The following is a 22,524-nucleotide window of genomic DNA, read 5'->3' as shown; positions in this document are numbered from 1 at the left end:
AGCCTTTTGCCACTCATGCACAATACAGTTAAGCCCTCTGCTTTTATTTGTAATGCTATGTGCCAACTACTTGGAATGAATTGTGCGACTCCAACCGATATTACCTTTTCTTTTAAAGGATTTTCACAGCGGGCGGGAATTACTTCTGATCATTCAGATGGGTTTGGTATTGCATTTTTTGAAGATAAAGCCTGCCGTTTATTTGTAGATAATCAGTCAGCGGTTGAATCTCCGATAGCAGAGCTGGTACGCAATTATCCGATTAAATCGCGTAATGTAATTGCACACATCCGTAAAGCGACACAGGGTAAAATCACACTGGAAAATTCCCATCCATTTATTCGGGAACTATGGGGTAGACAGTGGATTTTTGCACATAATGGCGATTTGCATCATTTTGATCCGCCATTAACGGGGCGTTTTACACCGATTGGTAATACCGATAGCGAACGAGCATTTTGTTATCTGTTAGATCAACTGGTTGAATATTTTGGTTATACTGAACCCAGTGTAATGCAAGTCTTTGAGGTTCTTGAACAGATCTCACCTAAAGTCGCTGAATTTGGAACCTTTAATTATTGTTTGTCCAATGGACAGGCCTTATTTAGTTACGCTACCACCAAATTACATTGGCTCGTCCGTGAATATCCTTTTAAGGCTGCACGGCTTATTGATCTGGATGTAGAAGTTGATTTTAGTCAGGTTACGACATCCAATGATCGTGTCGCAGTGATTACCACTGAACCACTCACCCAAAATGAACAATGGACTTCCTATCAAGCGGGTGAAATGATTTTATTTCAAAATGGGATGCCAATTAAACATGCACAAACTCATGTGAATCGTTTAATACGGGAACAAGAAAATCCTGAACTGAAAAGAATGACTCGAGCTGATGAGTATTAATTTGAAACGTATTTAGTTTTTTGGTGATTTTAAATGTTTGTAACGGGTTATTTAAAATATGTGGATGTTTCATTCAAAATGACATTTATGCATGTTAATTTTATCCATTTTAAGGTTTTTTTAATATAATCCCTGCTTATTAAACTATAAATTGGTTAAAAAATATCTTACTTTTTTACTCTGTTTTTTTATTAATTATTGATTTAAATCAAATGATTGGGTGAATTTTCTTTTGTTTTTATTAATCTTGACTGATTTGGTTTATTTTTATTTAAAAAAATTACCGATATGATGTTGATATCTAATAAATGTTTAGAAATAGGGGTGGGGTATGAAATGGCTTCCTGAATATAATACTGGCATTGAAGTCATTGATGATCAGCATAAACGCATTCTTGACTATATTAATGAATTAGAAGAAGTTAGAAAAACACATGATCGATTACACGTTAAAGATGTTCTATTAAATTTGATCGATTATACTCAGTCACATTTTGCATTTGAAGAAAGTTTACAGGAAGAAGCAAATTATAAATATCGTGTCCCACATAAACGTGTACATGATCTATTTATTAAAAAAATTGAACATTATCGAGAACGTTTTGAAATGGGACATAATGTTGAAGAAGAATTATATGAAGTACTTTCAAAATGGTTAATTAATCATATTCAACATGATGATGCCGATTATGTCGGGGCAGTAAAAGAAAATATGATGGGAATTATTAAAGAAAAAGAACAGAAAAAAGGAAAAGGATGGTTTGCTCGTTTCTTTTCATAAAAAATCACGAATCGGCAAACTTCAATAAAAATAATAACAACAAGACTCAGCGCTGCAAATCATCAATAAAAAGATGGTTTGCATTTTTTATATACAAACTTTGATTTTCATACTCGACAAAGGCAAAATATCTCCAGACTTCATATTAGGAATGAATGATGCAGGATTCAGCTTTCGCGCGATGGTTATCACCATTTATGGCGTTTTGCTTCACTTTTATTATTATTGCGGCTTTAGCATCGGCTGTGGGGATTCAGATTGACCGCCAACTCGACTTCTGGTTGCTTTGGTTAGCAACAATGGTAATTCTGGCATTACCTGTATGCTATCTGGAAATTGCGCTTGCTAAGCGCTCAAAAACAACAGCGCTAAATGCTTTATCCAGCTTAACCCGAGATGCAGATGCCTCACAAAAATGGCGTATTGTCGGCTGGCTGGCTGTGGCTTTTATTCCTTTTTTGGCTGGCGCTATTTTATCGCATTTAGGTGCAGCGGCTTCTGTGTCGTTGGGACTTGATTTGAGCGTGCAAGCGATGTTTGCTGGTTTGACGATAGTTGCTTTGGCTTTGTCATTTGTTCCACGTCAGATTTTACTTATTCTCATGATGATTGGCGTAGTGATCTCTTTTATTAGCTCACTCATATTGGTTCAACCTACTGCGAGCTGGCACTGGACTTCAATCGAGTTTAAAGAGTGGGGCAATGCCACGGTGCTGGCTTTGGTCGCGACAGGTCTAGGCATGGGACTTTACTGGCAAAATAGCTTGCAACAAGTTCAAGATGGACAGCAAGCCAGTAAAACTGCTTTGCCCATCTGGATTGCTCAGTTTATTGCCGTGATTGCCTTTGGTTTTTATTCTGCACAGCACAACATTCCAGTTTTAACGTTGGCCATTGCTGGGGTGATGGCAGCTGCATTGCTATTGCAATTGGCAAAAGAACAATTACAACAACGTCAGCTTTCGGTTGTAATTCAATGGGCAGTCTTGTTCGTTGCAACGTTCATTTGGCTCATTCCTCATGTGCAATTCGAGTTTAATATTCTACTTATGTTGTGGGGACTACTTATTTGTTTGATTTACTCAATCTTTGCGGGCTGGATTATGAAAATCAGTCATTTGCGTAAGTCGATGAATTTTAGTAATGAACTTTTTTATAATCTTTGGCGAATTGCGGTTCGGATTGTTCTGCCCTTGTCGATTGTTCTTGCAATGATCGCGATCATTGGACAGTTGTTTTCATGAGACAGGCTCAAGTTTGGGTAGCTTATGTAGCAGTAGATCAGCAATTTTTGATTGCTGTTCCTTTTGTTGATGGTATGACTGCAGCCCAAGCAATTGAACGTAGTCAGATCAGACAGAAAATAGAGATAGATGATCCACTTCAACTGGGTATTTTTGGGATCAAAATTACATTGGATACCCCATTAAAATCAGGAGATCGTGTTGAGATTTATCGACCTCTCACGATTCATCCTCACGATATTCGGCGTAAGCGGGCTCAGAAAAATCCAGTAGGCCGTTTCCAGCGCGGTAATCGTTTTAAACAATCTGACTCATAGAAAGAACCCCTCAAGCGAGGGGTATCTTTTTATTTAAAAATCATTATAGTGGTGGGGCTGTCAAGATCGCTTCCTTAGAGGCTGGTAAGCCAGGTTGCGTTTCTGGAATAGTATCTAAACCTTCTATACTTTTGACGATCCCTGATTCGTCAAAGTAAATTTTTAAATGCTGACCATGTGCAGCTGGGATTTTTGCTTTTTTAGCATAAGTACCTGGAATATAGTTGTAGATATAGTCCCAACGTAGTGGATTTAAAGGATCTGTAACAGTTGGACTACCGAGCAAAAAGCGAACTTGTTGAAAATTCATACCTATTTGAACTTTCGATGCTTGGGCTTTGGTTAATGGAGTTCCTTGAGGGATGTCAACTTTGTAGACACCTAAAGTTGAACAACCAGCAAGCAGTGAAGTGACGAATAACGCCAACATAAGTTTTTGCATTTTGCTACACTATCCCGATAAATTATGATGCATTTGACTTAGGGATAGATCATACTGCATCTAACTACGATTGCCTATTCCAACTTTAAATTTGTTGAGAGACCTTTTTTTATGCCGATTTCCAATCAAGATTTACGTAAAGCTGGACTCAAAGTCACCCTGCCACGAATTAAGATTTTGGAATTATTAGAAAATTCAAAACAGCATCATTTGAGCGCAGAAGATATTTATAAGACTTTGCTTGAGCAAGGTGAAGATGTAGGTTTAGCTACAGTTTACCGTGTATTAACACAATTTGAAGCCGCGGGTATTATCCAGCGTCATCATTTTGAAAACAATCATTCTGTTTTTGAAATTATGCAGGAAGATCACCATGATCATCTGGTTTGCTTAAACTGTGGTAAAGTTGTTGAATTTACAAATGAAATTATTGAACATGAACAGCATACAGTAGCTGAAAAGCGTGGTTTTACCTTAACAGGCCATTCTTTGAATTTATATGGTTATTGTGATGCACCTGAATGTCAGGAAGCTTATCGCAAGAAGCAATAAAATCACATAAATACAACAAATTAAAAAAGGAAGCTCAGGCTTCCTTTTTTAATTTCAGCGCTAGATCAATAAATTTATTGGCCATCAAAAGTAATATTACGACTTGCATTCATCAGTTGTTCTGCGCCTTCTTCTGAAAGCTTGATGCTGAGTCGCAGATCATTTGGTGAGTCGGCATGTTTCAGTGCATCTTTATAGGTAATCTCGCCTGCTTTATACAGATCAAATAAAGCTTGGTCAAAGGTTTGCATGCCCAGTTCGCGTGAGCGTTTCATTAAGTCCTTGATCTCATGAATTTCGCCTTTACGAATATAATCTGATAGTAAAGGGGTATTAATCAGAATCTCAATCGCGGCACGACGTGAGTTTCCATCTGGCGTCGGGATCAATTGCTGAGCCACCATTGCTTTTAGATTTAGTGAAAGATCCATATATAACTGATTATGACGATCACTTTCAAAGAAATGAATAATACGGTCTAGTGCTTGGTTAGCATTGTTGGCATGGAGCGTAGCCAATACTAGATGTCCAGTTTCAGCAAACGCGATGGCGTAGTCCATCACTTCACGAGAACGAATTTCCCCGATCAAAATCACATCAGGTGCTTGTCGCAAAGTGTTTTTAAGGGCAATTTCAAATGAGTCTGTATCGATGCCGACTTCGCGTTGCGTCACAATACATCCAGAATGTTCGTGAATGAACTCGATTGGATCCTCAATGGTAATAATATGACCTTTGGAGTTCTGATTTCGGTAACCAATCATGGAGGCTAGAGACGTCGATTTACCTGTTCCTGTCGCACCTACAAAGATAATAATGCCACGTTTGGTCATCGCAAGGTCTTTGAGTACGATAGGCAAACGTAACTCATCCATTGAGGGAATAATCGTTTCAATACGACGTAATACCATCCCCGGCATATCTCGCTGTTGAAAAGCACTCACACGAAAACGCGCGGTTTTATCACGATTCATGATGGCAAAGTTACATTCGCGGGTTTCGCTAAATTCTTTGCGTTGCTTATCACTCATAATAGATTGAATCAGCTGGCCAACCACCTCACCGTTGAGCTTCGTTTTAGAAATGGGAACAATTTGTCCATTAATTTTCATGGAGGGTTCAACACCTGCGGTTACAAACAGGTCTGAAGCTTTTTGTTCAATCATGAGATTGAGAAGGTCGTTAAAATCCATATCTTGTCATCCTTTTATTTTTATCGCTTATAGGAAGGATTCTGGTGACTTGGCCACAGTACGTGCAGTTTGTGGGCTAATCATGCCTTTGGAGACCAATGTTTTTAGACTTTGATCCAATGTTGTCATTCCATAGTTCGCACCCGTCTGAATAGCTGAATACATCTGGGCAACTTTGTTTTCACGAATGAGGTTACGAATCGCAGGTATCCCAATCATAATTTCATGCGCTGCGACACGACCACCGCCATTTTTCTTTAATAATGTTTGAGAAATAACCGCCTGTAAAGATTCAGACAACATAGCGCGAACCATATCTTTTTCTTCGGCAGGGAATACGTCAATGACACGGTCAATGGTTTTTGCGGCTGAAGTGGTGTGCAAAGTTCCAAACACCAAGTGACCTGTTTCTGCTGCAGTTAAAGCCAAACGAATGGTTTCGAGGTCACGCATCTCACCCACGAGGATAATATCGGGGTCTTCACGTAGGGCTGAACGGAGAGCTTCATTAAAGCCATGGGTATCCCGATGTACTTCACGTTGGTTAATCAGACATTTTTTTGATTGATGTACAAATTCAATCGGGTCTTCTACAGTAAGAATATGGTCATAGCGATTGTCATTGATATAATCCATCATCGCGGCAAGGGTGGTAGATTTACCTGAACCCGTTGGGCCTGTTACCAAGACAATACCACGTGGATAATCACAAATATCTTTAAAGATTTGTCCTAAGCCTAAATCATCCATCGTCAGTACTTTGGATGGAATGGTACGAAACACTGCACCTGCACCACGGTTTTGGTTAAATGCGTTCACACGAAAACGAGCAATGTTTGGAACTTCAAAAGAAAAGTCAGTTTCCAGTTGTTCTTCAAAGTCACGACGTTGTTTATCATTCATAATATCGTAAACAAGACGGTGAACTTCTTTGTGCTCCAGCGCAGGCAAATTAATACGACGCACTTCACCATCGACGCGAATCATGGGTGGCATTCCTGCGGAAAGATGTAAATCTGATGCACCATTTTTAACCGAAAAAGCAAGTAATTCTGTGATATCCATGATTTCCCCTAATATAATGAGTATGTATCGTTATTTTGTAGAATAATAAGCGTTTCCGAATCGCTTACCAACACTTCAAAGTAAGGTTAAGCAAAAAAAATAACTGAAATGAGAACCCTGTCAATGAATCAGTTTCAACAAGCACGAAATCAGGTCCTTGATCAAATCAAAAATGCATGTCAAATGACTCAACGAGATCCATCTTCGGTGCATTTATTGGCAGTGTCGAAAACTCATCCAAGTCAGGCATTGCGTGATATGTATCAGTTAGGTCAGCGTTGTTTCGGAGAAAACTATTTACAAGAAGCCCTGGATAAAATTGAAGAATTAAATGATCTGGAAATACAGTGGCATTTTATCGGACATGTACAGCGTAACAAGACCAAACATCTGGCTGAAAAATTTGACTGGGTACATGGGGTCGATCGTTTAATTATCGCCGAGCGTTTATCTAGTCAACGTTTAGCGACGCAGCAACCACTAAATCTATGTCTACAAGTCAATATTGATGCCCAGCAGTCCAAAGATGGTTGTCGACCAGATGAAGTCGCAGAATTAGTAAAAAAAATTACTCAATTACCGCATATCCGTCTACGCGGTTTAATGGTGATTCCAGCTCCAGATCATGAGCAGGCTTTTTTAGATGCCAAGAAACTATTTGATGAAGTAAAAATCCAGCATCACCAACCTCAGGACTGGGATACTTTAAGTATGGGAATGTCAGCTGATCTGGAGGCTGCGATTGCTGCTGGAGCAACAATTGTGCGTATTGGAACAGCTTTATTTGGTACGCGAGATTATTTGAAATAACGTTTGCAAATTAAAAAGTGCAGGGGTAATCAGACTGATGCATTCGGATGAGTCGCGTTCTTATTTTTCAACTCAATTGATCTTTTTAATCTGTTTTTAATGGCTTCTGCGTATATAAGCATCACGGGCGTATACGAGAATATAAATGAATCTTTTACATATCTTTATTTTGGCAGTCATACAGGGGCTAGCTGAACTTTTACCGGTTTCTAGTTCTGCACACGTGATTTTGGCAGAAAAAATGATGGGTTTTGATCCTTCTGCACCGCAAATGACGTTTCTCTTAGTCATGTTACATACGGGAACTATGTTCGCTGTGATTGTTTATTTTTGGCATTCATGGAAAAAAACTTATTTTTCAAGCTGGAATGATTTTAAACAACGCTTCTGGTATGTCTTGCTTGCCACAGCAATTACAGGCGTATTGGGACTCTTATTACAAGCATTGATTAAACATCTATTTTTTGGCGGCGCAAGTACCTTTGAAATTGAGCATTTATTTAGTAACTCCAAACTCATGGCTGCTTCTTTAGCGGCAGCGGGGATATTGATTATCTTGTCATCCCGTCTGGATCGTGGCCAGCAAGGTGATATACATTTGTCCAGTGCTATCGTGATTGGGGCTGTGCAGGCATTATGTTTACCGTTTCGTGGATTTTCCCGTTCGGGTGCGACCATTTCAACAGGTCTATTTTTAGGTATCTCACGTCAAAAAGCAGAAGAATTTAGTTTTGCATTAGCAGTGGTATTAACCCCAGCCGTGATTGCAAAAGAATTATTACGTTTGGTTCATGCACAACATACTACGGCAGGCACGGCACATCTGGCTTTAGGAAGTTTACTATTACCCAGCTTATTTGGAATGCTATTTAGTTTTTTAACAGGTTTGCTCGCACTAAAATGGTTATCTGCATGGCTTGAACATGGTCGTTGGTATCTTTTTGGAATTTATTGTCTGGGCTTTTCTGGTGTAGTTTTGGCTCTAAGCTAGCAAAAAAATGAATGAAAGATGATCTTAAGGGTAATCGTTTGGCTTTTAAAATAAGCTGATTTTAAATGTATTGTTGACTGTGAGCTGTGGTTCTTTCAACTCTAATTTTCTTGTTGATATATTTAAAAATTCGGTTCTGACTTACAAAGGTTTGAGTAGGATCAAACTTTTGTCTTAGCGCGTCTCTTTTATCCAACCACCTCGATTCGACTTGAACCTGAACCTAATGGTTGTACCTGTATCTGTACTGGAATCCGTTCATGCATTTCTTGAATATGCGAGATTAAAATCACTTTGCGGCCTTGACTTTGCAGTTGATCCAGCGCGTTCATAACCATGTGCAAAGAAGATGCATCCAATGTGCCAAAACCCTCATCAATAAATAAAGATTCGATTTTCATCGATCCAGAGGCCATATTTGCAATAGCCAAAGAAATCGCAAGTGCAGTTAAGAAAGACTCTCCTCCCGATAACGAGGCCACAGAACGAATTTCGCCATCCATGTCGTGATCGATAATGGCAAGGCTGAGAGAGTTTTCTAAACGTTTGAGAGTATAACGTTGCGATAACATCGCCAGTTGTTGATTGGCATATTCCAGTAAAATATCCAGATTGTATTGTTGAGCTAAATCACGAAAATCCTTACCTTTAGCATCTCCAATTAAACTGGAGATTTTATTCCAGCGATGTTCTTGCTGTTGAATGAGCTGAATCTGATCTGCATATTGTTGTTGTCGGGCTAGATTCTGCTGATGTAGTTCCAGTTTTATTTTATATTGATCACGTTGCTCGCCGTTAATTTGCAATTGAGAGAAGATATCCTGAAGTTGAATTTTGAGTTGTTCAAAATGAATATCGGGTTGTAATTGCAAATGATCACTAAGTTGCTCTTGTATGGTTTTGAGCACTGAATTTGCTTCATTTAGTTGACGTTCTGCTTGCTGCAAATTCACACGAATTCGTTGTTCCTGCTCATTTGAAATGACTAACAATGTGGCAAACTGCTGTTGATCAAAATTTGAATGTTTATTTAACCATTGCTGGATATCAGCTTGGCATTGGGTCAGACTATTTTGATTATGTTGATGCTGTGCCTTAAGTTGATCCAACTGATTTTTTTGCTGCTCAAAATTCTGCCGTAATTGCTCAAAATGTTGCTTGGTTTGATGATAGTGTTGTTGTAAATGTTGGCGTTGTTGCTCATGTTGAGCTAACCATTCATTGGCTTTCAGCTCAGTTTGCCCTGTCATGTGTCCAATTAGGCGGGCCGCATTTTCGCTATTTTGTTTACCTTGATGTCCCAACGCTTCAAGTTGCTGCTTGAGTTCAGTTTGCTGTTTACTAGAATGTAATAGATCGGCTTTTAATAAATTGAACTGTTGTTGGAGAAGATCCTGCTGTTTACGCACCGTTTCATTTTGCTCAAGTTGCTCGGCACGACGTTGTAAACGATTTAGCACTTTGTGAGCCATATCAAGCTTATGCTGCGACCATTGCTGCTGTTCTTGTGCATCTAGACATTCGACAATGTGTTGAACTTGCTGCTGTAATTGTTGAATGCTCTGGAGTTGATGGGACGTGTTCTGATTGCTTTGATGTAAAGTGAGCTGTTGTTTCTGTGCCTGTTGTAATTGTTGAATCTCTTGTTCAATTTCCAGTTTGGTTTTATGACTGTGTTCTAAATGCTGATGCAATTGAGTAGTTAATTCAGATAATGAAAGAGACAAGTCAAGTTGAATACCAGACTGTTGCATGGATTGAATCAGTTCTAGTTGTTGCACCTCAGATTTTTCCTGACAACGCGCCAAGCTGCTATTTAATTGGGTCAGTTGCGTCTGAAGCTGTGTCAATTGTTGTTGCAAAGCCTGCCATTCTTTGAAATGTTGCTGTTCGACTTGAATTGCGGGCTGTTCCTGTTGCTGTTGCAGTTCATATAATGCTTTGGAGATTGGACTTTCCTCATTACGATAAGGATGTTCAGTACTGCCACATACCACGCAGGGGTCGCCAGGTTTTAATTCAGCACGTAACTGCTCAATATTTTCAGCATGTAACAAACGCTGTTGCTGCAAAATCTGCTGGAGTTTTTCGCGTTCTGATTTTGTTGTTTGGTAACTTTGTTCAGCATTTTGGGTTTGATCACTCAGCGTTTGTTGGCGCTGGTTTGACTGTTCTACATTCGACTTAATTTCATGCAATTCCTGCTTTAATTCAAACAAAGAATTGAGCTTTTGCTGAAGCAGATCGAGTTGATTGGAACGGTTAAACTGTTGTTCTCTCAGCAATTGTTGTTGTTGGATTTTTAATTCAATTTTTTCAGAATCACCAAAGGTCTGAATCAACTCTTTTAAGGTATTTTGGTCTAGCTGTAATTTGTTTTGAGCCGCTGCAACATCCCCAATTGTATGTTCAACTTTTTGATACTGTTCAACAAAATTAGAAAATTGCTGAATATGTGCATTTAGACCCTGATCGAGTGGTGCAAATTGAGAACTTTGTTCAAGTTGAAGTGAAACGTGCTGCTGTTGTTCAGTTAGTTTTTGCAGTTGCTGTGCAAGTTGTTGTTGTTGCGCGAATAAAGGCTGTTGTTGTGTTTCAAGTAGCAGCATTCTGTTTTTAGTTTTTTTATATTCTTCTGCAATATAGTCACGTTCCTGAATGTAGTTACGCACCTGATTTAGTTCAGTTTGATGTTGTTGTTCAAAGTTTTGACATTGCTGTAAGGCATTTTCGGCCTGATGATAACGATCTTTTTCTTGTTCAAATTGAATCGCAAGATTTGAAAAGAGTTGCTGGTGCTGGTTAATCTGTGGTTCAAGTTGCTGCTGATTCTTGAAAAGTTGCTGCTGCTGAAAGACATGCGGTCGAATTTCAGAAAAGGTATCCAATTGATTTAAAAGGCACTGGTCTGCCTCCAAAGCCTGATGATTTTTGACTTGCTCATCATATTGCTGCTGTTTCAGAAGAATATCATGGTCAAGTTTTTGTTTGCGTTCAAACCATTGCTGTAATTGTTGCAACCTTATTTTTTCATTTTCAAGACGTTGATGCTGTTGTTGCGTGGTCTCAAATTGGGCACGTAATTCGGTCAGCTCGTCGTCAGAAAGTAGTTCTATGTGACCTAAAATATTTTCTAGTTGTTTACGCTGATTGCTAATGTCTCTGGTTTTTTCAAAGGCCAATTGGCCAATTTTGGCAAAAATAGAAGAGTTAGTCAGATATTCTAATAGTTCCCCACGTTCATTATCACGTGCTTTCAAAAAAGCCGTAACTTCGGATTGCGCCAAAAGTACGGCGCGGGTAAATTGTTCAAAACTGAGTTGGGTAATCTGTTGAATATACGTTTCAACAGCTTTGGTTTTATCGGCAACCACTATGCCATCGGTAAGGCATTTCAAAGAACGCTGTACATTTTGTAATTTGCCATTGGCATTTTCACGGGCGCGTTTAATTTCCCAACGTGCCAGATAATGCTTTTGATCCTGTGCTACAAAACATAATTCAGCGAAACCATGTGCAGTTCCGCGTCGCAACACGGTTAGAGGTGAATTGGTTAAGACCTCAGAACCATCTACATCAGAAAGTTTGCCATCACTATCTTTAAGCCTTGGGATTTTATTAAACAGCGCCAGACACATGGCATCCAGAATCGTGGATTTGCCTGCTCCTGTTTTACCTACGATAGCAATCAGCCCAACACTCGCCAAAGGATCACTTTCAAAATCAATAAAATGCTCGCCTGCCAATGAGGCCAGATTTTTGAGTCGGATGGATAAAATTTTCACGGTAATCCTTTAACTCTTTTGTTGATCTTCAAGTTGTTGTTGTGCCTGAGCGACTAAACTCATAAAGTCTTTTTGGACTTGATCATCTGCGTTATAACCTTTTTTATTCCAAATTTGTTGAAATAATTTCTCAGGCGTTGGCGGTTCAAGATGAATCTGTGCCTGATGTCTAGCATTATTTTCAGTTGATAAATATTGACGGGAAATACGTACCAAGCGATAACGATCTGCGGGTAAGGCATCTTCAAACTGTTGTCTTAAATTTGGCTGGGGTGGGGTCAGGGTATGGTATTCAATATCGACATATTCACGCTGATCAATGCTTTCAATCATGCCGCTTGGCAGTGATTTTAATTGCTGCATCACCTCATTCAACTCACCACGAATTTTATGGAGTTGTACGCTACGAGGAATTTCTAAAACCTCGAACTGAAAATATTGCTCATCTTTTTGATCAGGGTGAACACGGACGTCAACTACTTGATGTTTGTAATTGATTTCGCTAAAGGAAAGCGGAATAGGTGAACCACTATAACGAATATAGGCTTGTCCAACTTTTTGTGGTTTATGTAAATGTCCAAGCGCTACATAATCAATGCCATCTTCAAACAACGCTGTAGATAATGCTTCTTCATTTCCAATAATGATGGGACGTTCCGAATCAGATGTTTCTCCCCCTTGCATATGGGCATGTGACATTAAAATTAGGGCTTGATCATCCGTCTTTCGACGTTTTGCTTCGGTGATCAGTTGTTGATGCAAATAGGCAATGGCCTTTTGACTGTTGCTAGTGTGTTCATTGAAGCCTGTAATTTCAGCAGAACGTAAAAAAGGTAATGCAATACACCATGCGATAGTCTGTTTTTTTTCATTGTAAATCGGCAAAATCAAGCGATCCAGATTCAGTGTTTTATCTGCATTCCAGCGAATAACGCCCACAGTTTTGGCATTGTATTTTTCTAAAAGTGGTTCGACTTGCTCAATGCGATAACCAGAATCATGATTGCCCGCAATCATTAGGGTTTGCATATGTGGTGCAAGCACATGTGCATCGGCCAAAAATTGATAAAGCTGTTTTTGTGCCTGAGAACTGGGGTTGATGACATCGAAAATATCACCAGCAATGAGTAGCGCATGTGGTTGTTTAAGCTTGATTTGTTCTAATAACCATGTCAAAAATTGTTCATGTTCATAGTGGCGGGAGTGATTATAAAAAAATTGTCCCAAGTGCCAGTCTGATGTATGAAAAAAGCGCACCGTCATCGATCTATGAATTCCTTATATAGACTAGATAAGTTAGCATAAATGAATTCGTTAGATAAATATTTTCCTTAGCTAATAATTTATAGTTAAATAAACAATGGTATCCTTCTTAAATTCTAGAAATCAGCTTACCGCTATGTGGATTATCCCCATTGAAGAAAATTTCAGGCGAAGTAATAGTGACCTTATTGAAATTAAATTTGAAATAAATTTGGCAGAAGTTATTCAATGGTTTTTTATTTTGAATCTGAATTCTGAATGGAGATTGCGGATATATGAAGATAGGATCATCTAACTCAACAAGTAAAAAAGTATAGCTCTCTAAAAAATTGTCAAATTTTAGATCAACTAAAATTTTTTTAGTTGGTTTTAATAAACCTGAACATTCAGGATAATTACCACATTTTGCAATCGCTTGTAGTTTGCTAAAGCATTCAATAGAATTAAGTAAAATTGTATCTGAAGTATTATTTAGAAAACTGAAGTCAAAGATTGGTAATTGATTCAACTTTTTTACATTTTTAAAATCATATCGGTGATAGTTCATTTTATTTTTTTGATAGACTGACTTATTTAGTATTTTCATATTTGCAAGTTCAATATTTGAACGTCTAAATGAAAAATATTTTTCAATAAGATTGTTAAATAGAAATAATTCATTACTTATTTTATTCCAACCCCAAAACTCTACAAAACTACCAAGTTTATTAAATATCAATAGGCAATTAAGGTAGTCTTGGAGTTCGGTATCATTCTGAAGAGTTGTTGCAATAATTAATTTTTTGGGGGGATGTTTCATTTTTATTAAAATTTTATGGATATCTGAAATTATTTCATTAGCTAAGTCCCTTCTAAATTTTTTATTTTCAAAGTTTGTATTTCTAAATTTACATTGTATGACTACATCAAATTCATACGAAATAATATCTATTCCATGTTGAGCTTGTCCCTTTCTTCCATATAAATCAAAACTGGTAGTATTAAACATATGATTTATAAGATCGCACATTAAATTTTCAAATATTTCCCCATTCAGGGGGAGTGGAAGTTGATATATCATGATGAAATTCTCGAACAAGAATTATGATAAGCAATTTTTAATCTTCTTCTTTCAAAATAAAACTTATAAAAATAAAGACCGACGATTCGAGTGATGATAAATCGTCGGTCAAAAACTTTAGAATATGTCTGGCTGCTAACAAAACATATTCCAAAGGAGATGTCATAATGAAAGGTCACCGAACATTTGCGGATGCCGTGCAAATTAAGCTCGGTTGCTGCTGACCTTGTACCCTATATAACGAAGCTCATACCGAAAAGGTTGACAAGAAAATGCAAAAAACTTGAAAAAAACTTAAAATATTTTTTTGGATGCTCAATTTATGATGAAAATGACCAACTTACGCCGTTATTACTTGTGGTTTTTTCTTATTTGTTTCATGGTTACCCTGCTTATGGGTGTCATTGCTGCTTTATTGCCCCAAGGACTAGGTATGGTGATCACGGCAGTTCCGTATCTGACTGCTATGATTGCGGTACTATTTAGATTTTTAAAACAGGAAAAACGTGCACCCACTCAAGCAGAACGTAAAAAGCTGACATTAGGGTTTAGTCTGATTTTCTGGGGATATAATTTATTGGGTGTTTTGCTTGGTCTGGTTATATTTTCGTTACGTGATCCTGAAGTTTTTCAAAACTTTCTGCTTTATTTACAACAACCTCAATTTATCAGCATTATTTTGATCATGTTTTTGGTACTGGCGATTCCTTTGTATCTGATTACCTACTGGTTTTATGGCAAACAAGCACAGCGAATGGCCACAAAAATGTTTGGTTCAAAATAAGGATGAGATTATTAAAAGCTTGCTTTGAGCCATCTAGCTTACGATCAGTTGTTCGCTGTTTAAGCGTTCTGGGGAGTAAGGTGTCGGATCTATAAAAGTCGGTTGCTTCAGCATTAATTGACGTAACAACTGTGCAGAAGCAGGTCCCATACATAAGCCATTACGAAAATGTCCCACATTCATCCAGAGATTATTTACTTCTGGAACAGCACCAATATAAGGGATGCCTGTTGGTGAACTAGGTCTTAGACCCGCCCATTGTTTTACGATAGGAAACTGGGAGAGCTCAGGCACCATTTCCAGACAGGCTTCTACAATATTATGTCTGGTTTTTGCATCGGGCAGCGTATTGAAACCACAATAGGCCATGCTTGAACCACAAATAATATGTCCATCCTGACGTGGAATCAGATACATCACTTTATTCATGCACATAGTTGGAAGCCAGTGGGCAGGGGCTTTATATAACACCATTTGTCCCTGTACGGGCTGTACTGGAATTTCTAGATTTAGTTGTTCTGTCCAATCTTGACTCCAGGCCCCTGTCGCAAGCACAAATTGATCCGCTTGTATTTTGTTGCCGTGTTGATCTATCGCATACTGAACTTGGTGTTGTTGAATCTGAAATTTTATAATATGTGTTTGTTCAACAAAATTGACCAAAGGATGCTGCTTTAAATAAGCGATAACGGACTGTAATAGTCGCGGATTGCGAATATTGGAAAGTTCAGGGAAATAAATAGCGTGTTGAAATTTGGGATGAATCCACGGGTTAATCTGTTCTAAAGCATCAGGTATGAGATATTCGGCCTGTTGCATAGGTTCCTGATAACGCTCTGCATAATTTAAACCGATGTCGAAATCATCTTCATCAAAAATCAACATGCCTGTGTCATGGATTTCAAAATCAATACCAGAATTTGGACGTAATTTCTCGTTCCATGTTTGATACATTGATTTGCCATATTTTGCGAGTGTATTGACCGCTTGAGGGTAGCGCCACGGATACATGGGCGACAGGATTCCACCACCCGCCCATGAAGCCGCTTGTCCAGCCTGTTGCTGATCAAAAATAGACACCTGACAGCCTTGTTCAATTAATTCAAGTGCAGTGAGTAATCCACTGATACCAGCACCAATAATGGCAATGTGCATGCTCATATCCGATTTGTAATAAGCTTATTTCATCTCTTTGAGTTTCAGCGCCGCTTCTTCGGCAAAATAGGTCCAAATTCCATCTGCGCCTGCACGACGGCAGCACAGCAGTGATTCTAAAATCACACTATCGGATAACCAGCCATTTTGAATTGCGCCCGCTAGCATGGCATATTCACCACTGACTTGATAAAGGAATGTCGGCACCCCAAAAGTATCTTTCACTTCACGGACAATATCCAGATAAGGCATACCCGGTTTGACAATCACCATGTCAGCACCTTCTTGCAAATCAAGTGCGATTTCATGTAAAGCTTCTGCACGATTGCCAATATCCATCTGGTAATTATATTTATTACCGCCTTTTAAGTTGCTTGCAGAACCGACTGCATCACGAAATGGACCATAAAAACTGGAAGCATATTTAGCTGAATAAGCCATAATATTGGTATAAATAAAACCGTTTTGTTCTAAAGCCTGACGGATCGCTGCAATACGCCCGTCCATCATGTCACTAGGTGCAACCACATCTGCGCCCGCAGCAGCATGACTCAAAGCCTGTTTAACCAGACACTCTACGGTTTCATCATTGAGTACGTAACCTGTATCATCGATAATGCCATCCTGACCATGTGTGGTATATGGGTCTAAAGCACCATCGGTGATGAGTACCATTTCTGGTAATTCTTTTTTGAGTAAACGACAAGTTTCCTGAACCAAACCATCTTCACGCCATGCCGCTTCAGCAGTCAGACTTTTGTCTTCTTGTGGTGTGACTGGAAATAGAGCAAGCTTGGAGACGCCTAATTCTAAAAGCTGTTCTGCTTTTTTGACTAATAAATCTGCCGATAAACGCTGAATATTCGGCATACTTGGAATATCCTGACGTTGATTTTGTCCCGGCAAGACAAATACTGGGTAAATGAGATGATGCGGTGTAAGCTGAGTCTCACTTACCATGGCGCGCAGTTGATCATTTTTACGGATTCGACGCATGCGAGTCGCTGGAAATGCAGGACGATTGAACGTATAAGTCATAACAATCTCAAGCCTCAGTATTAACTTGTGGCGTATTGTAGACCCATAATAGGGCATTTGTACAAACAGAATTGGCATTAATTCAGATTTATGGGTATCAGGTGTTTTATGACTGAATCGAAAAAAACATGGACTGGGCATATTCATTTAGGCTCGAAAACAGAGATTACAGTGATTCTGAATCAGCTATGTCAGGCATTTAACAGTTCTCCTTTTTTTAAGCATAGTGGAATGACCATGCGTGTCGTGGATGAAGAGATTGAAGCGTATATCGAGATGCAACCGACTTTGATTGGTAATGTGGCATTCCAGATTTTGCATGGTGGTGTGGCTGCGACATTGCTGGACAGTATTGGCGGAATTGTTGCAATGGGGGAGTTGTATAAGAAAGCAGAGCCTGAAAATATGCCAGAAACAATTAAAAAAGTTTCCCGTTTAGCAACGGTTGATATGCGAGTTGATTATATCGCACCGGGTCGAGGGGAGTATTTTATTGCCAAGGCCGAAACCCTGCGTTTGGGACGCAAGGGGTGTACTATGCGTATGACCATGAAAAATAATGAGGATAAAATTATTGCGGTGGGTACAGCTTCTTATGCGTATTAATTCAATTTATTGAGCATCGTGGAGCACCTTTTGAGGTGCTTTTTTTTGGACCTTATCTTCCTAGAAAGTGGATAAAAATCAGCTTAAGCAAAAATGAACTAATAAGTTATCTTTTTATTATCAAATTATGATTTTTTTAGTTATTCTTGCTTCATTTGAAAATTAACATTGTCAGAAAATTTCTTATTTAAGATTAAGTTCAGATTCAGAACTTAGACTGATCGATCGAACTGAAAAAGCTTTGACAATTTCAACCTACTGACTTAGGAATATGCGATGACAAATGCTCAAGATGAAATACAGACAAAAGAGCAGACAGCATCAACTTCTGATGACGCAATGAAATCAAAACGCAAAAAGATACTGAGTTATTTTGCGCTCATTTTAATTATTGCTGCAATTTTATATGCGATTTGGGCTGTATTTTTTAACAATTCAATGAGCACAGACAATGCCTACGTTGGTGCGGAAAATGCTCAAATTACATCTATGGTCAGTGGGCAAGTCGCGAAAGTATTAGTCAGTGATACGGCTCAAGTCAAACAGGGTGATATTCTGGTTGAAATTGACAATCGCGATGCAACTATTGCTTTGGCGCAGGCAAAGGCTGAATTGGCAAAGGCTAAGCGTCAATATCAACAAAGTTCAGCCAATAGTAGCTCATTAAGCTCGCAAGTTATTGTCCGTGATGATGAAATCAACAGTGCCAAAGCACAGATTGCAAAAGCACAAACTGATGTAGATAAAGCTAAACAGGACTATGATCGTCGTGCTTCACTTGCAGCAACAGGCGCGATTTCCAAAGAAGAGCTGACGTCTGCACAAAGCGCATTACAAACAGCGCAAGCGAATCTAAACGTAGCTCAGGCAGGTTTGTCTCAGGCAGAGTCTAACCGCAAAGCTGCAATGAGTAATTTGGCTGCCAACGATGCCTTAATTAAAGGTACAGATGAAGATACCCTTCCAGATGTATTGGTGGCACAGGCACAAGTAGAGCAGGCACAACTTGATCTGGATCGTACAGTTATTCGTGCACCGGTCGATGGCGTGGTGGCTCGTCGCAATATTCAGATTGGTCAGCGTGTTGCGCCGGGCACAGTCATGATGAGTGTTGTCCCGATTTCTCAGTTGTATGTCGATGCTAATTTTAAGGAGAGTCAACTCGCAAAAGTCCGTGTGGGACAAACTGCAACCCTGACTTCAGACTTATATGGCGATCATGTTGAATATCATGGCAAGGTGATTGGATTTTCTGGTGGAACGGGTGCCGCATTTGCCTTGATTCCTGCCCAAAATGCGACTGGTAATTGGATTAAAGTTGTTCAACGATTGCCTGTGCGTATTGCACTTGATCCAAAAGAATTGGCAGATCATCCATTACGAGTGGGTCTGTCGATGGAAGCAACGGTCGATCTTTCTTCGAAGAAGTAATCTATGAGTGCTCAAAATCAGGCTGCAACCCGGACACCTTTTGCCGAGTTAAGTGGTGGTCGCTTGCTGCTTGCAGCATTTGTCATTGCTTTGTCCAATTTTATGGTGGTACTGGATACCACTATTGCCAATGTCTCCGTACCTCATATCACAGGTAATCTGGCGGTATCTTCCTCACAAGGGACGTGGGTCGTTACTTCCTATGCGGTTGCCGAAGCGATTTGTGTTCCCTTGACTGGCTGGCTAGCGAGCCGTTTTGGAACTGTCCGTGTCTTCGTCATGGGGCTGATAGGCTTTACTGTGTTCTCATTCTTATGTGGACTGTCGACTAGTCTTGAAATGCTGGTACTGTGTCGTATCGGACAGGGGCTATCAGGCGGACCATTGATGCCACTTAGCCAAACATTGCTTATGCGTATTTTTCCACAGGAAAAGCATTCACAGGCTATGGGCTTATGGGCAATGACCACCGTATTAGGGCCAATTTTGGGGCCAATTCTCGGTGGCTTAATTAGTGATAATTTATCTTGGCACTGGATTTTCTTTATCAATATCCCTGTGGGTATTATTTGTGTCATGGCCGCCGTTCGATTGTTATCTGTTGCAGAAACAGAAACTATTCGCCTAAGAATTGATAGCGTTGGTTTATTCCTATTGGTGCTGTGGATTGGCGCATTACAGCTCATGTTAGATTTGGGTCATGAGCGAGATTGGTTCAATAATACTAGTATTGTTATGCTTGCCTTGATCGCGGTGATAGGTTTTATTGTCTTTCTCATCTGGGAAATGACCGATAAACAACCCGTGGTTAATCTCTGGATTTTTAGGCATAGGGGTTTTACGGTTTCTGTTTTGGCGTTGTCTTTTGGATTTGGTGCTTTCTTTGGCAGTATTGTATTAATTCCACAATGGTTGCAGATGAATCTGGGATATACCGCCACATGGGCCGGTTATTTAACGGCAACCATGGGTTTTGGTAGTCTAACCATGTCTCCTTTGGTCGCCAAACTGGCCACTAAACATGATCCACGTGCGTTGGCTAGTTTTGGTTTGTTATTGCTAGGGGTTGTGACTTTTATGCGGGCATTCTGGATTACGGATTCTGATTTTATGACACTGGCTTGGCCTCAGATTTTGCAGGGCTTCGCTGTGCCATTTTTCTTTATTCCATTATCCAATATTGCACTTGCTTCGGTTCTGCCCCAAGAGATTGCCTCTGCTGCTGGATTAATGAATTTTCTAAGAACCATGGCAGGTGCGATAGGAGCTTCGCTTGCGGTCACTATCTGGGATGACCATGCCAAAGTTGCACGAAGCGAAATGGTGTCTAGTCTGCATGTTGAAGAGACGCAAAATGTGCTTCTTCAGAATGGTTTTAGTTCAGACACAGTTTTAGGTGTAATTTCTAATTTAGTCGATAAAGAAGCAATTACGATGTCGGCAAACCATGTGTTTTTATTATTTGCTTTGGCTTTTGTATTTGCAGGATTGATTATCTGGCTTAGTCCAAAACCACAACGCAGTTTACAGGGACCAGCGCCTCATTAATCACTTGGGGCGATAGCCCCTATTTTTTTGTCAATTTACCAAGAATTAATGGTTTTTTCATGTGGGTATAGCGATCCTCAAGGAAAATTCAAGATGGACTGGATGAATTGGTCTAATGCGTCTTGAATGCGTGAAGTCCATTCAAATGAACAATTTAAGCGAATATAGTGTTGATTCGTTTCTAAAACATTAAAAAGTGGGCTTGGTGCCAGACTGATATGTTTTATGATTAGTTTTTGGTAAAGTTCTAAACTACTGATATGTAGTGGTAATTTGATCCAGAGGAAATAGCCACTGGGAAAATTATATATTTCACAGCATTGTCCCAAATGTTGCTTTAAATACTGAGCAAAGCGTTTCTTGTTTTTTTCCAGACGACGACGTAACAATCGTAAGTGTTTTTCATAATGATGACTGGATACAAATTCAACCAATGCATTTTGAATCAGTGCATTGGCTGAGATGGTGCTCATCAGTTGTAAATGTTGAATTTGTTCTGAGTATTTTCCAGCATATACCCAGCCCACGCGAAAGCCTGCGCCTAACGTTTTTGAAAAAGAAGAACAATGTAAAACGAGATTACCCCGATCAAAATATTTCATAGACAACGGTTTATGCATACCATAAAAAAGTTCTTCATACACATCATCCTCTATTAAATAGATTTTGTGTTCATGTAAAAGCTTGGCAATTTTATATTTAATCTCATCACTGACTGTAAAACCGATTGGATTCTGCGCATTCAGCATAAACCAGCAAACTTTAATCGGATAATGTTGAATGACCTGTTCAAATGCTTCCAGATCAAAACCATATTTGGCATGTTCGGGCAAAGTAATGACCTTTAAGCCCAAACGTTCTGCTGCTTGCCATGCACCATAGAATGTGGTTTGTTGCAATAAAATATAGTCACCTGGGCGAGTGAGTGCCTGTAACGATAAATTTAATGCATCCAGACCGCCCGAGGTAATTACAATATCATCCGCATCGGTTGGGATCCCTTGCATACAATAACGTTGAGCGATGATCTTGCGTAAAGCCAGATTTCCAGGTGGGAGATTGGTAGTTTGATCATAACTTTTTTGATCACGGGCCATTTGGCTGACTACTTGTAAAAGCTTGGAGGGTGTCAGTAAATGATGATCTGGAAAAGCTGAACCAAAAGGAACAATGTCTTTGGATTGAATCGATTTTAAATATTTAAACACCAGAGAATTAATCTCTATTTTGGGATTTAAAGAAACAATGGTTGCGCTTTGCGGAATCTGGGTTTTTGCATTTTCAGCAACGAAATAACCCGATTTTTCTTTAGAATAAATTAAACCTTGCGCTTCAAGATCCTGATAGGCATTCATAACCGTCATAAGACTAAAACCCGAAATTTCAGCTTGCTCACGCAAAGAAGGCAAGCGGGTATGCACGGGCCATGAGCCGTTTTCAATGAGTCGCCTTAAATGTTGTGCAAGTTGTTCAGATTTATACATCGCAATGAAAAGAGCGCCTAAAGCCTAAAAGATAGAATACTTCAGTTATAAAGTGAACTAAAAAATAGA

Annotated in this window: 20 protein-coding genes; 11 read left to right on the top strand and 9 right to left on the bottom strand. The window is 39.3% G+C overall.

Annotation, left to right across the window (positions count from 1 at the left end; all coding sequences use genetic code 11):
- The first annotated feature begins 57 nt into the window (after nucleotides 1–57).
- The 4 genes from IAE19_RS09905 to IAE19_RS09890 all read left to right on the top strand — a co-directional run bounded on the left by IAE19_RS09905 (nucleotide 58) and on the right by IAE19_RS09890 (nucleotide 3,248).
- The gene (locus IAE19_RS09905) at nucleotides 58–906 is read left to right on the top strand and encodes a class II glutamine amidotransferase (RefSeq protein ID WP_200460804.1); all 849 of its coding nucleotides are present in this window, start codon (nucleotides 58–60) and stop codon (nucleotides 904–906) included.
- A gap of 331 nt (nucleotides 907–1,237) precedes the next feature.
- Nucleotides 1,238–1,687 (top strand): bacteriohemerythrin, encoded by a 450-nt coding sequence (locus tag IAE19_RS09900; protein ID WP_200460775.1) that lies wholly within the window; start codon nucleotides 1,238–1,240, stop codon nucleotides 1,685–1,687.
- 158 nt (nucleotides 1,688–1,845) lie between these two features.
- Nucleotides 1,846–2,931 (top strand): hypothetical protein, encoded by a 1,086-nt coding sequence (locus IAE19_RS09895; protein WP_200460803.1) that lies wholly within the window; start codon nucleotides 1,846–1,848, stop codon nucleotides 2,929–2,931.
- Nucleotides 2,928–3,248: an RnfH family protein gene (locus IAE19_RS09890; protein ID WP_200460774.1), complete on the top strand. Its 321-nt coding sequence runs from the start codon at nucleotides 2,928–2,930 to the stop codon at nucleotides 3,246–3,248. Before IAE19_RS09895 ends, IAE19_RS09890 begins: the two co-directional genes overlap by 4 nt.
- Nucleotides 3,249–3,291: 43 nt before the next feature.
- On the opposite strand, the gene IAE19_RS09885 is transcribed toward IAE19_RS09890, so the two are convergent.
- Nucleotides 3,292–3,690 carry an outer membrane protein assembly factor BamE gene (locus IAE19_RS09885; protein WP_200460773.1) on the bottom strand — a complete coding sequence of 133 codons (399 nt, stop codon included), beginning with the start codon at nucleotides 3,688–3,690 and terminating at the stop codon, nucleotides 3,292–3,294.
- A gap of 111 nt (nucleotides 3,691–3,801) precedes the next feature.
- Here IAE19_RS09885 and fur point away from each other — a divergent pair, with 111 nt between their 5' ends.
- A complete protein-coding gene (gene fur, locus IAE19_RS09880; RefSeq protein ID WP_200460772.1) occupies nucleotides 3,802–4,242 on the top strand; it encodes a ferric iron uptake transcriptional regulator in 441 nt (146 codons plus the stop codon).
- A gap of 74 nt (nucleotides 4,243–4,316) precedes the next feature.
- Here fur and IAE19_RS09875 read toward each other — a convergent pair whose 3' ends face one another.
- Together IAE19_RS09875 and IAE19_RS09870 are read right to left on the bottom strand one after the other, a co-directional pair.
- Nucleotides 4,317–5,435: a PilT/PilU family type 4a pilus ATPase gene (locus tag IAE19_RS09875; protein WP_200460771.1), complete on the bottom strand. Its 1,119-nt coding sequence runs from the start codon at nucleotides 5,433–5,435 to the stop codon at nucleotides 4,317–4,319.
- A gap of 27 nt (nucleotides 5,436–5,462) precedes the next feature.
- Entirely contained in the window at nucleotides 5,463–6,500 is a 1,038-nt protein-coding gene (locus IAE19_RS09870) for a type IV pilus twitching motility protein PilT (protein ID WP_200460770.1), read from the bottom strand.
- Nucleotides 6,501–6,623: 123 nt separating this feature from the next.
- Here IAE19_RS09870 and IAE19_RS09865 point away from each other — a divergent pair, with 123 nt between their 5' ends.
- Together IAE19_RS09865 and IAE19_RS09860 are read left to right on the top strand one after the other, a co-directional pair.
- On the top strand, nucleotides 6,624–7,310 hold the full coding sequence (locus tag IAE19_RS09865) for a YggS family pyridoxal phosphate-dependent enzyme (protein WP_200460769.1): 687 nt from the start codon (nucleotides 6,624–6,626) through the stop codon (nucleotides 7,308–7,310).
- A gap of 145 nt (nucleotides 7,311–7,455) precedes the next feature.
- The gene (locus IAE19_RS09860) at nucleotides 7,456–8,301 is read left to right on the top strand and encodes an undecaprenyl-diphosphate phosphatase (RefSeq protein WP_200460768.1); all 846 of its coding nucleotides are present in this window, start codon (nucleotides 7,456–7,458) and stop codon (nucleotides 8,299–8,301) included.
- A gap of 188 nt (nucleotides 8,302–8,489) precedes the next feature.
- Here IAE19_RS09860 and IAE19_RS09855 read toward each other — a convergent pair whose 3' ends face one another.
- The 3 genes from IAE19_RS09855 to IAE19_RS09845 all read right to left on the bottom strand — a co-directional run bounded on the left by IAE19_RS09855 (nucleotide 8,490) and on the right by IAE19_RS09845 (nucleotide 14,409).
- Complete coding sequence (locus tag IAE19_RS09855; protein ID WP_200460767.1) at nucleotides 8,490–12,086, bottom strand: AAA family ATPase; 3,597 nt, start codon at nucleotides 12,084–12,086, stop codon at nucleotides 8,490–8,492.
- 9 nt (nucleotides 12,087–12,095) lie between these two features.
- Nucleotides 12,096–13,349: an exonuclease SbcCD subunit D gene (locus IAE19_RS09850; RefSeq protein WP_227612227.1), complete on the bottom strand. Its 1,254-nt coding sequence runs from the start codon at nucleotides 13,347–13,349 to the stop codon at nucleotides 12,096–12,098.
- Nucleotides 13,350–13,458: 109 nt separating this feature from the next.
- Entirely contained in the window at nucleotides 13,459–14,409 is a 951-nt protein-coding gene (locus IAE19_RS09845) for a hypothetical protein (protein ID WP_200460766.1), read from the bottom strand.
- A gap of 331 nt (nucleotides 14,410–14,740) precedes the next feature.
- Here IAE19_RS09845 and IAE19_RS09840 point away from each other — a divergent pair, with 331 nt between their 5' ends.
- Nucleotides 14,741–15,193 (top strand): ABZJ_00895 family protein, encoded by a 453-nt coding sequence (locus IAE19_RS09840; protein ID WP_200460801.1) that lies wholly within the window; start codon nucleotides 14,741–14,743, stop codon nucleotides 15,191–15,193.
- A gap of 33 nt (nucleotides 15,194–15,226) precedes the next feature.
- On the opposite strand, the gene IAE19_RS09835 is transcribed toward IAE19_RS09840, so the two are convergent.
- Nucleotides 15,227–16,348, bottom strand: coding sequence for an NAD(P)/FAD-dependent oxidoreductase (locus IAE19_RS09835; protein WP_200460765.1), 1,122 nt, complete (start codon nucleotides 16,346–16,348; stop codon nucleotides 15,227–15,229).
- A gap of 24 nt (nucleotides 16,349–16,372) precedes the next feature.
- On the bottom strand, nucleotides 16,373–17,386 hold the full coding sequence (hemB, locus tag IAE19_RS09830) for a porphobilinogen synthase (protein ID WP_200460764.1): 1,014 nt from the start codon (nucleotides 17,384–17,386) through the stop codon (nucleotides 16,373–16,375).
- Nucleotides 17,387–17,494: 108 nt separating this feature from the next.
- On the opposite strand from hemB, the gene IAE19_RS09825 reads away from it, so the two are divergent.
- The 3 genes from IAE19_RS09825 (at nucleotide 17,495) to IAE19_RS09815 (ending at nucleotide 20,971) form a co-directional block, all read left to right on the top strand.
- The gene (locus IAE19_RS09825; RefSeq protein WP_200460763.1) at nucleotides 17,495–17,992 is read left to right on the top strand and encodes a thioesterase family protein; all 498 of its coding nucleotides are present in this window, start codon (nucleotides 17,495–17,497) and stop codon (nucleotides 17,990–17,992) included.
- A gap of 276 nt (nucleotides 17,993–18,268) precedes the next feature.
- Nucleotides 18,269–19,423, top strand: coding sequence for an HlyD family efflux transporter periplasmic adaptor subunit (locus IAE19_RS09820; protein ID WP_200460762.1), 1,155 nt, complete (start codon nucleotides 18,269–18,271; stop codon nucleotides 19,421–19,423).
- 3 nt (nucleotides 19,424–19,426) lie between these two features.
- Nucleotides 19,427–20,971, top strand: a complete 1,545-nt coding sequence (locus IAE19_RS09815; RefSeq protein WP_200460761.1) for a DHA2 family efflux MFS transporter permease subunit — start codon at nucleotides 19,427–19,429, stop codon at nucleotides 20,969–20,971.
- A 77-nt stretch (nucleotides 20,972–21,048) separates the two neighbouring features.
- Here the strand turns inward: IAE19_RS09815 and IAE19_RS09810 are convergent, their stop codons facing one another.
- The gene (locus tag IAE19_RS09810) at nucleotides 21,049–22,455 is read right to left on the bottom strand and encodes a PLP-dependent aminotransferase family protein (RefSeq protein ID WP_200460760.1); all 1,407 of its coding nucleotides are present in this window, start codon (nucleotides 22,453–22,455) and stop codon (nucleotides 21,049–21,051) included.
- Nucleotides 22,456–22,524 lie beyond the last annotated feature (69 nt).

This window comes from Acinetobacter sp. S40, from assembly GCF_016624705.1.
Lineage (GTDB): Bacteria > Pseudomonadota > Gammaproteobacteria > Pseudomonadales > Moraxellaceae > Acinetobacter.
Note: the sequence above shows the minus strand (reverse complement) of the source record. Positions and strands in the feature narration are given on the sequence as shown.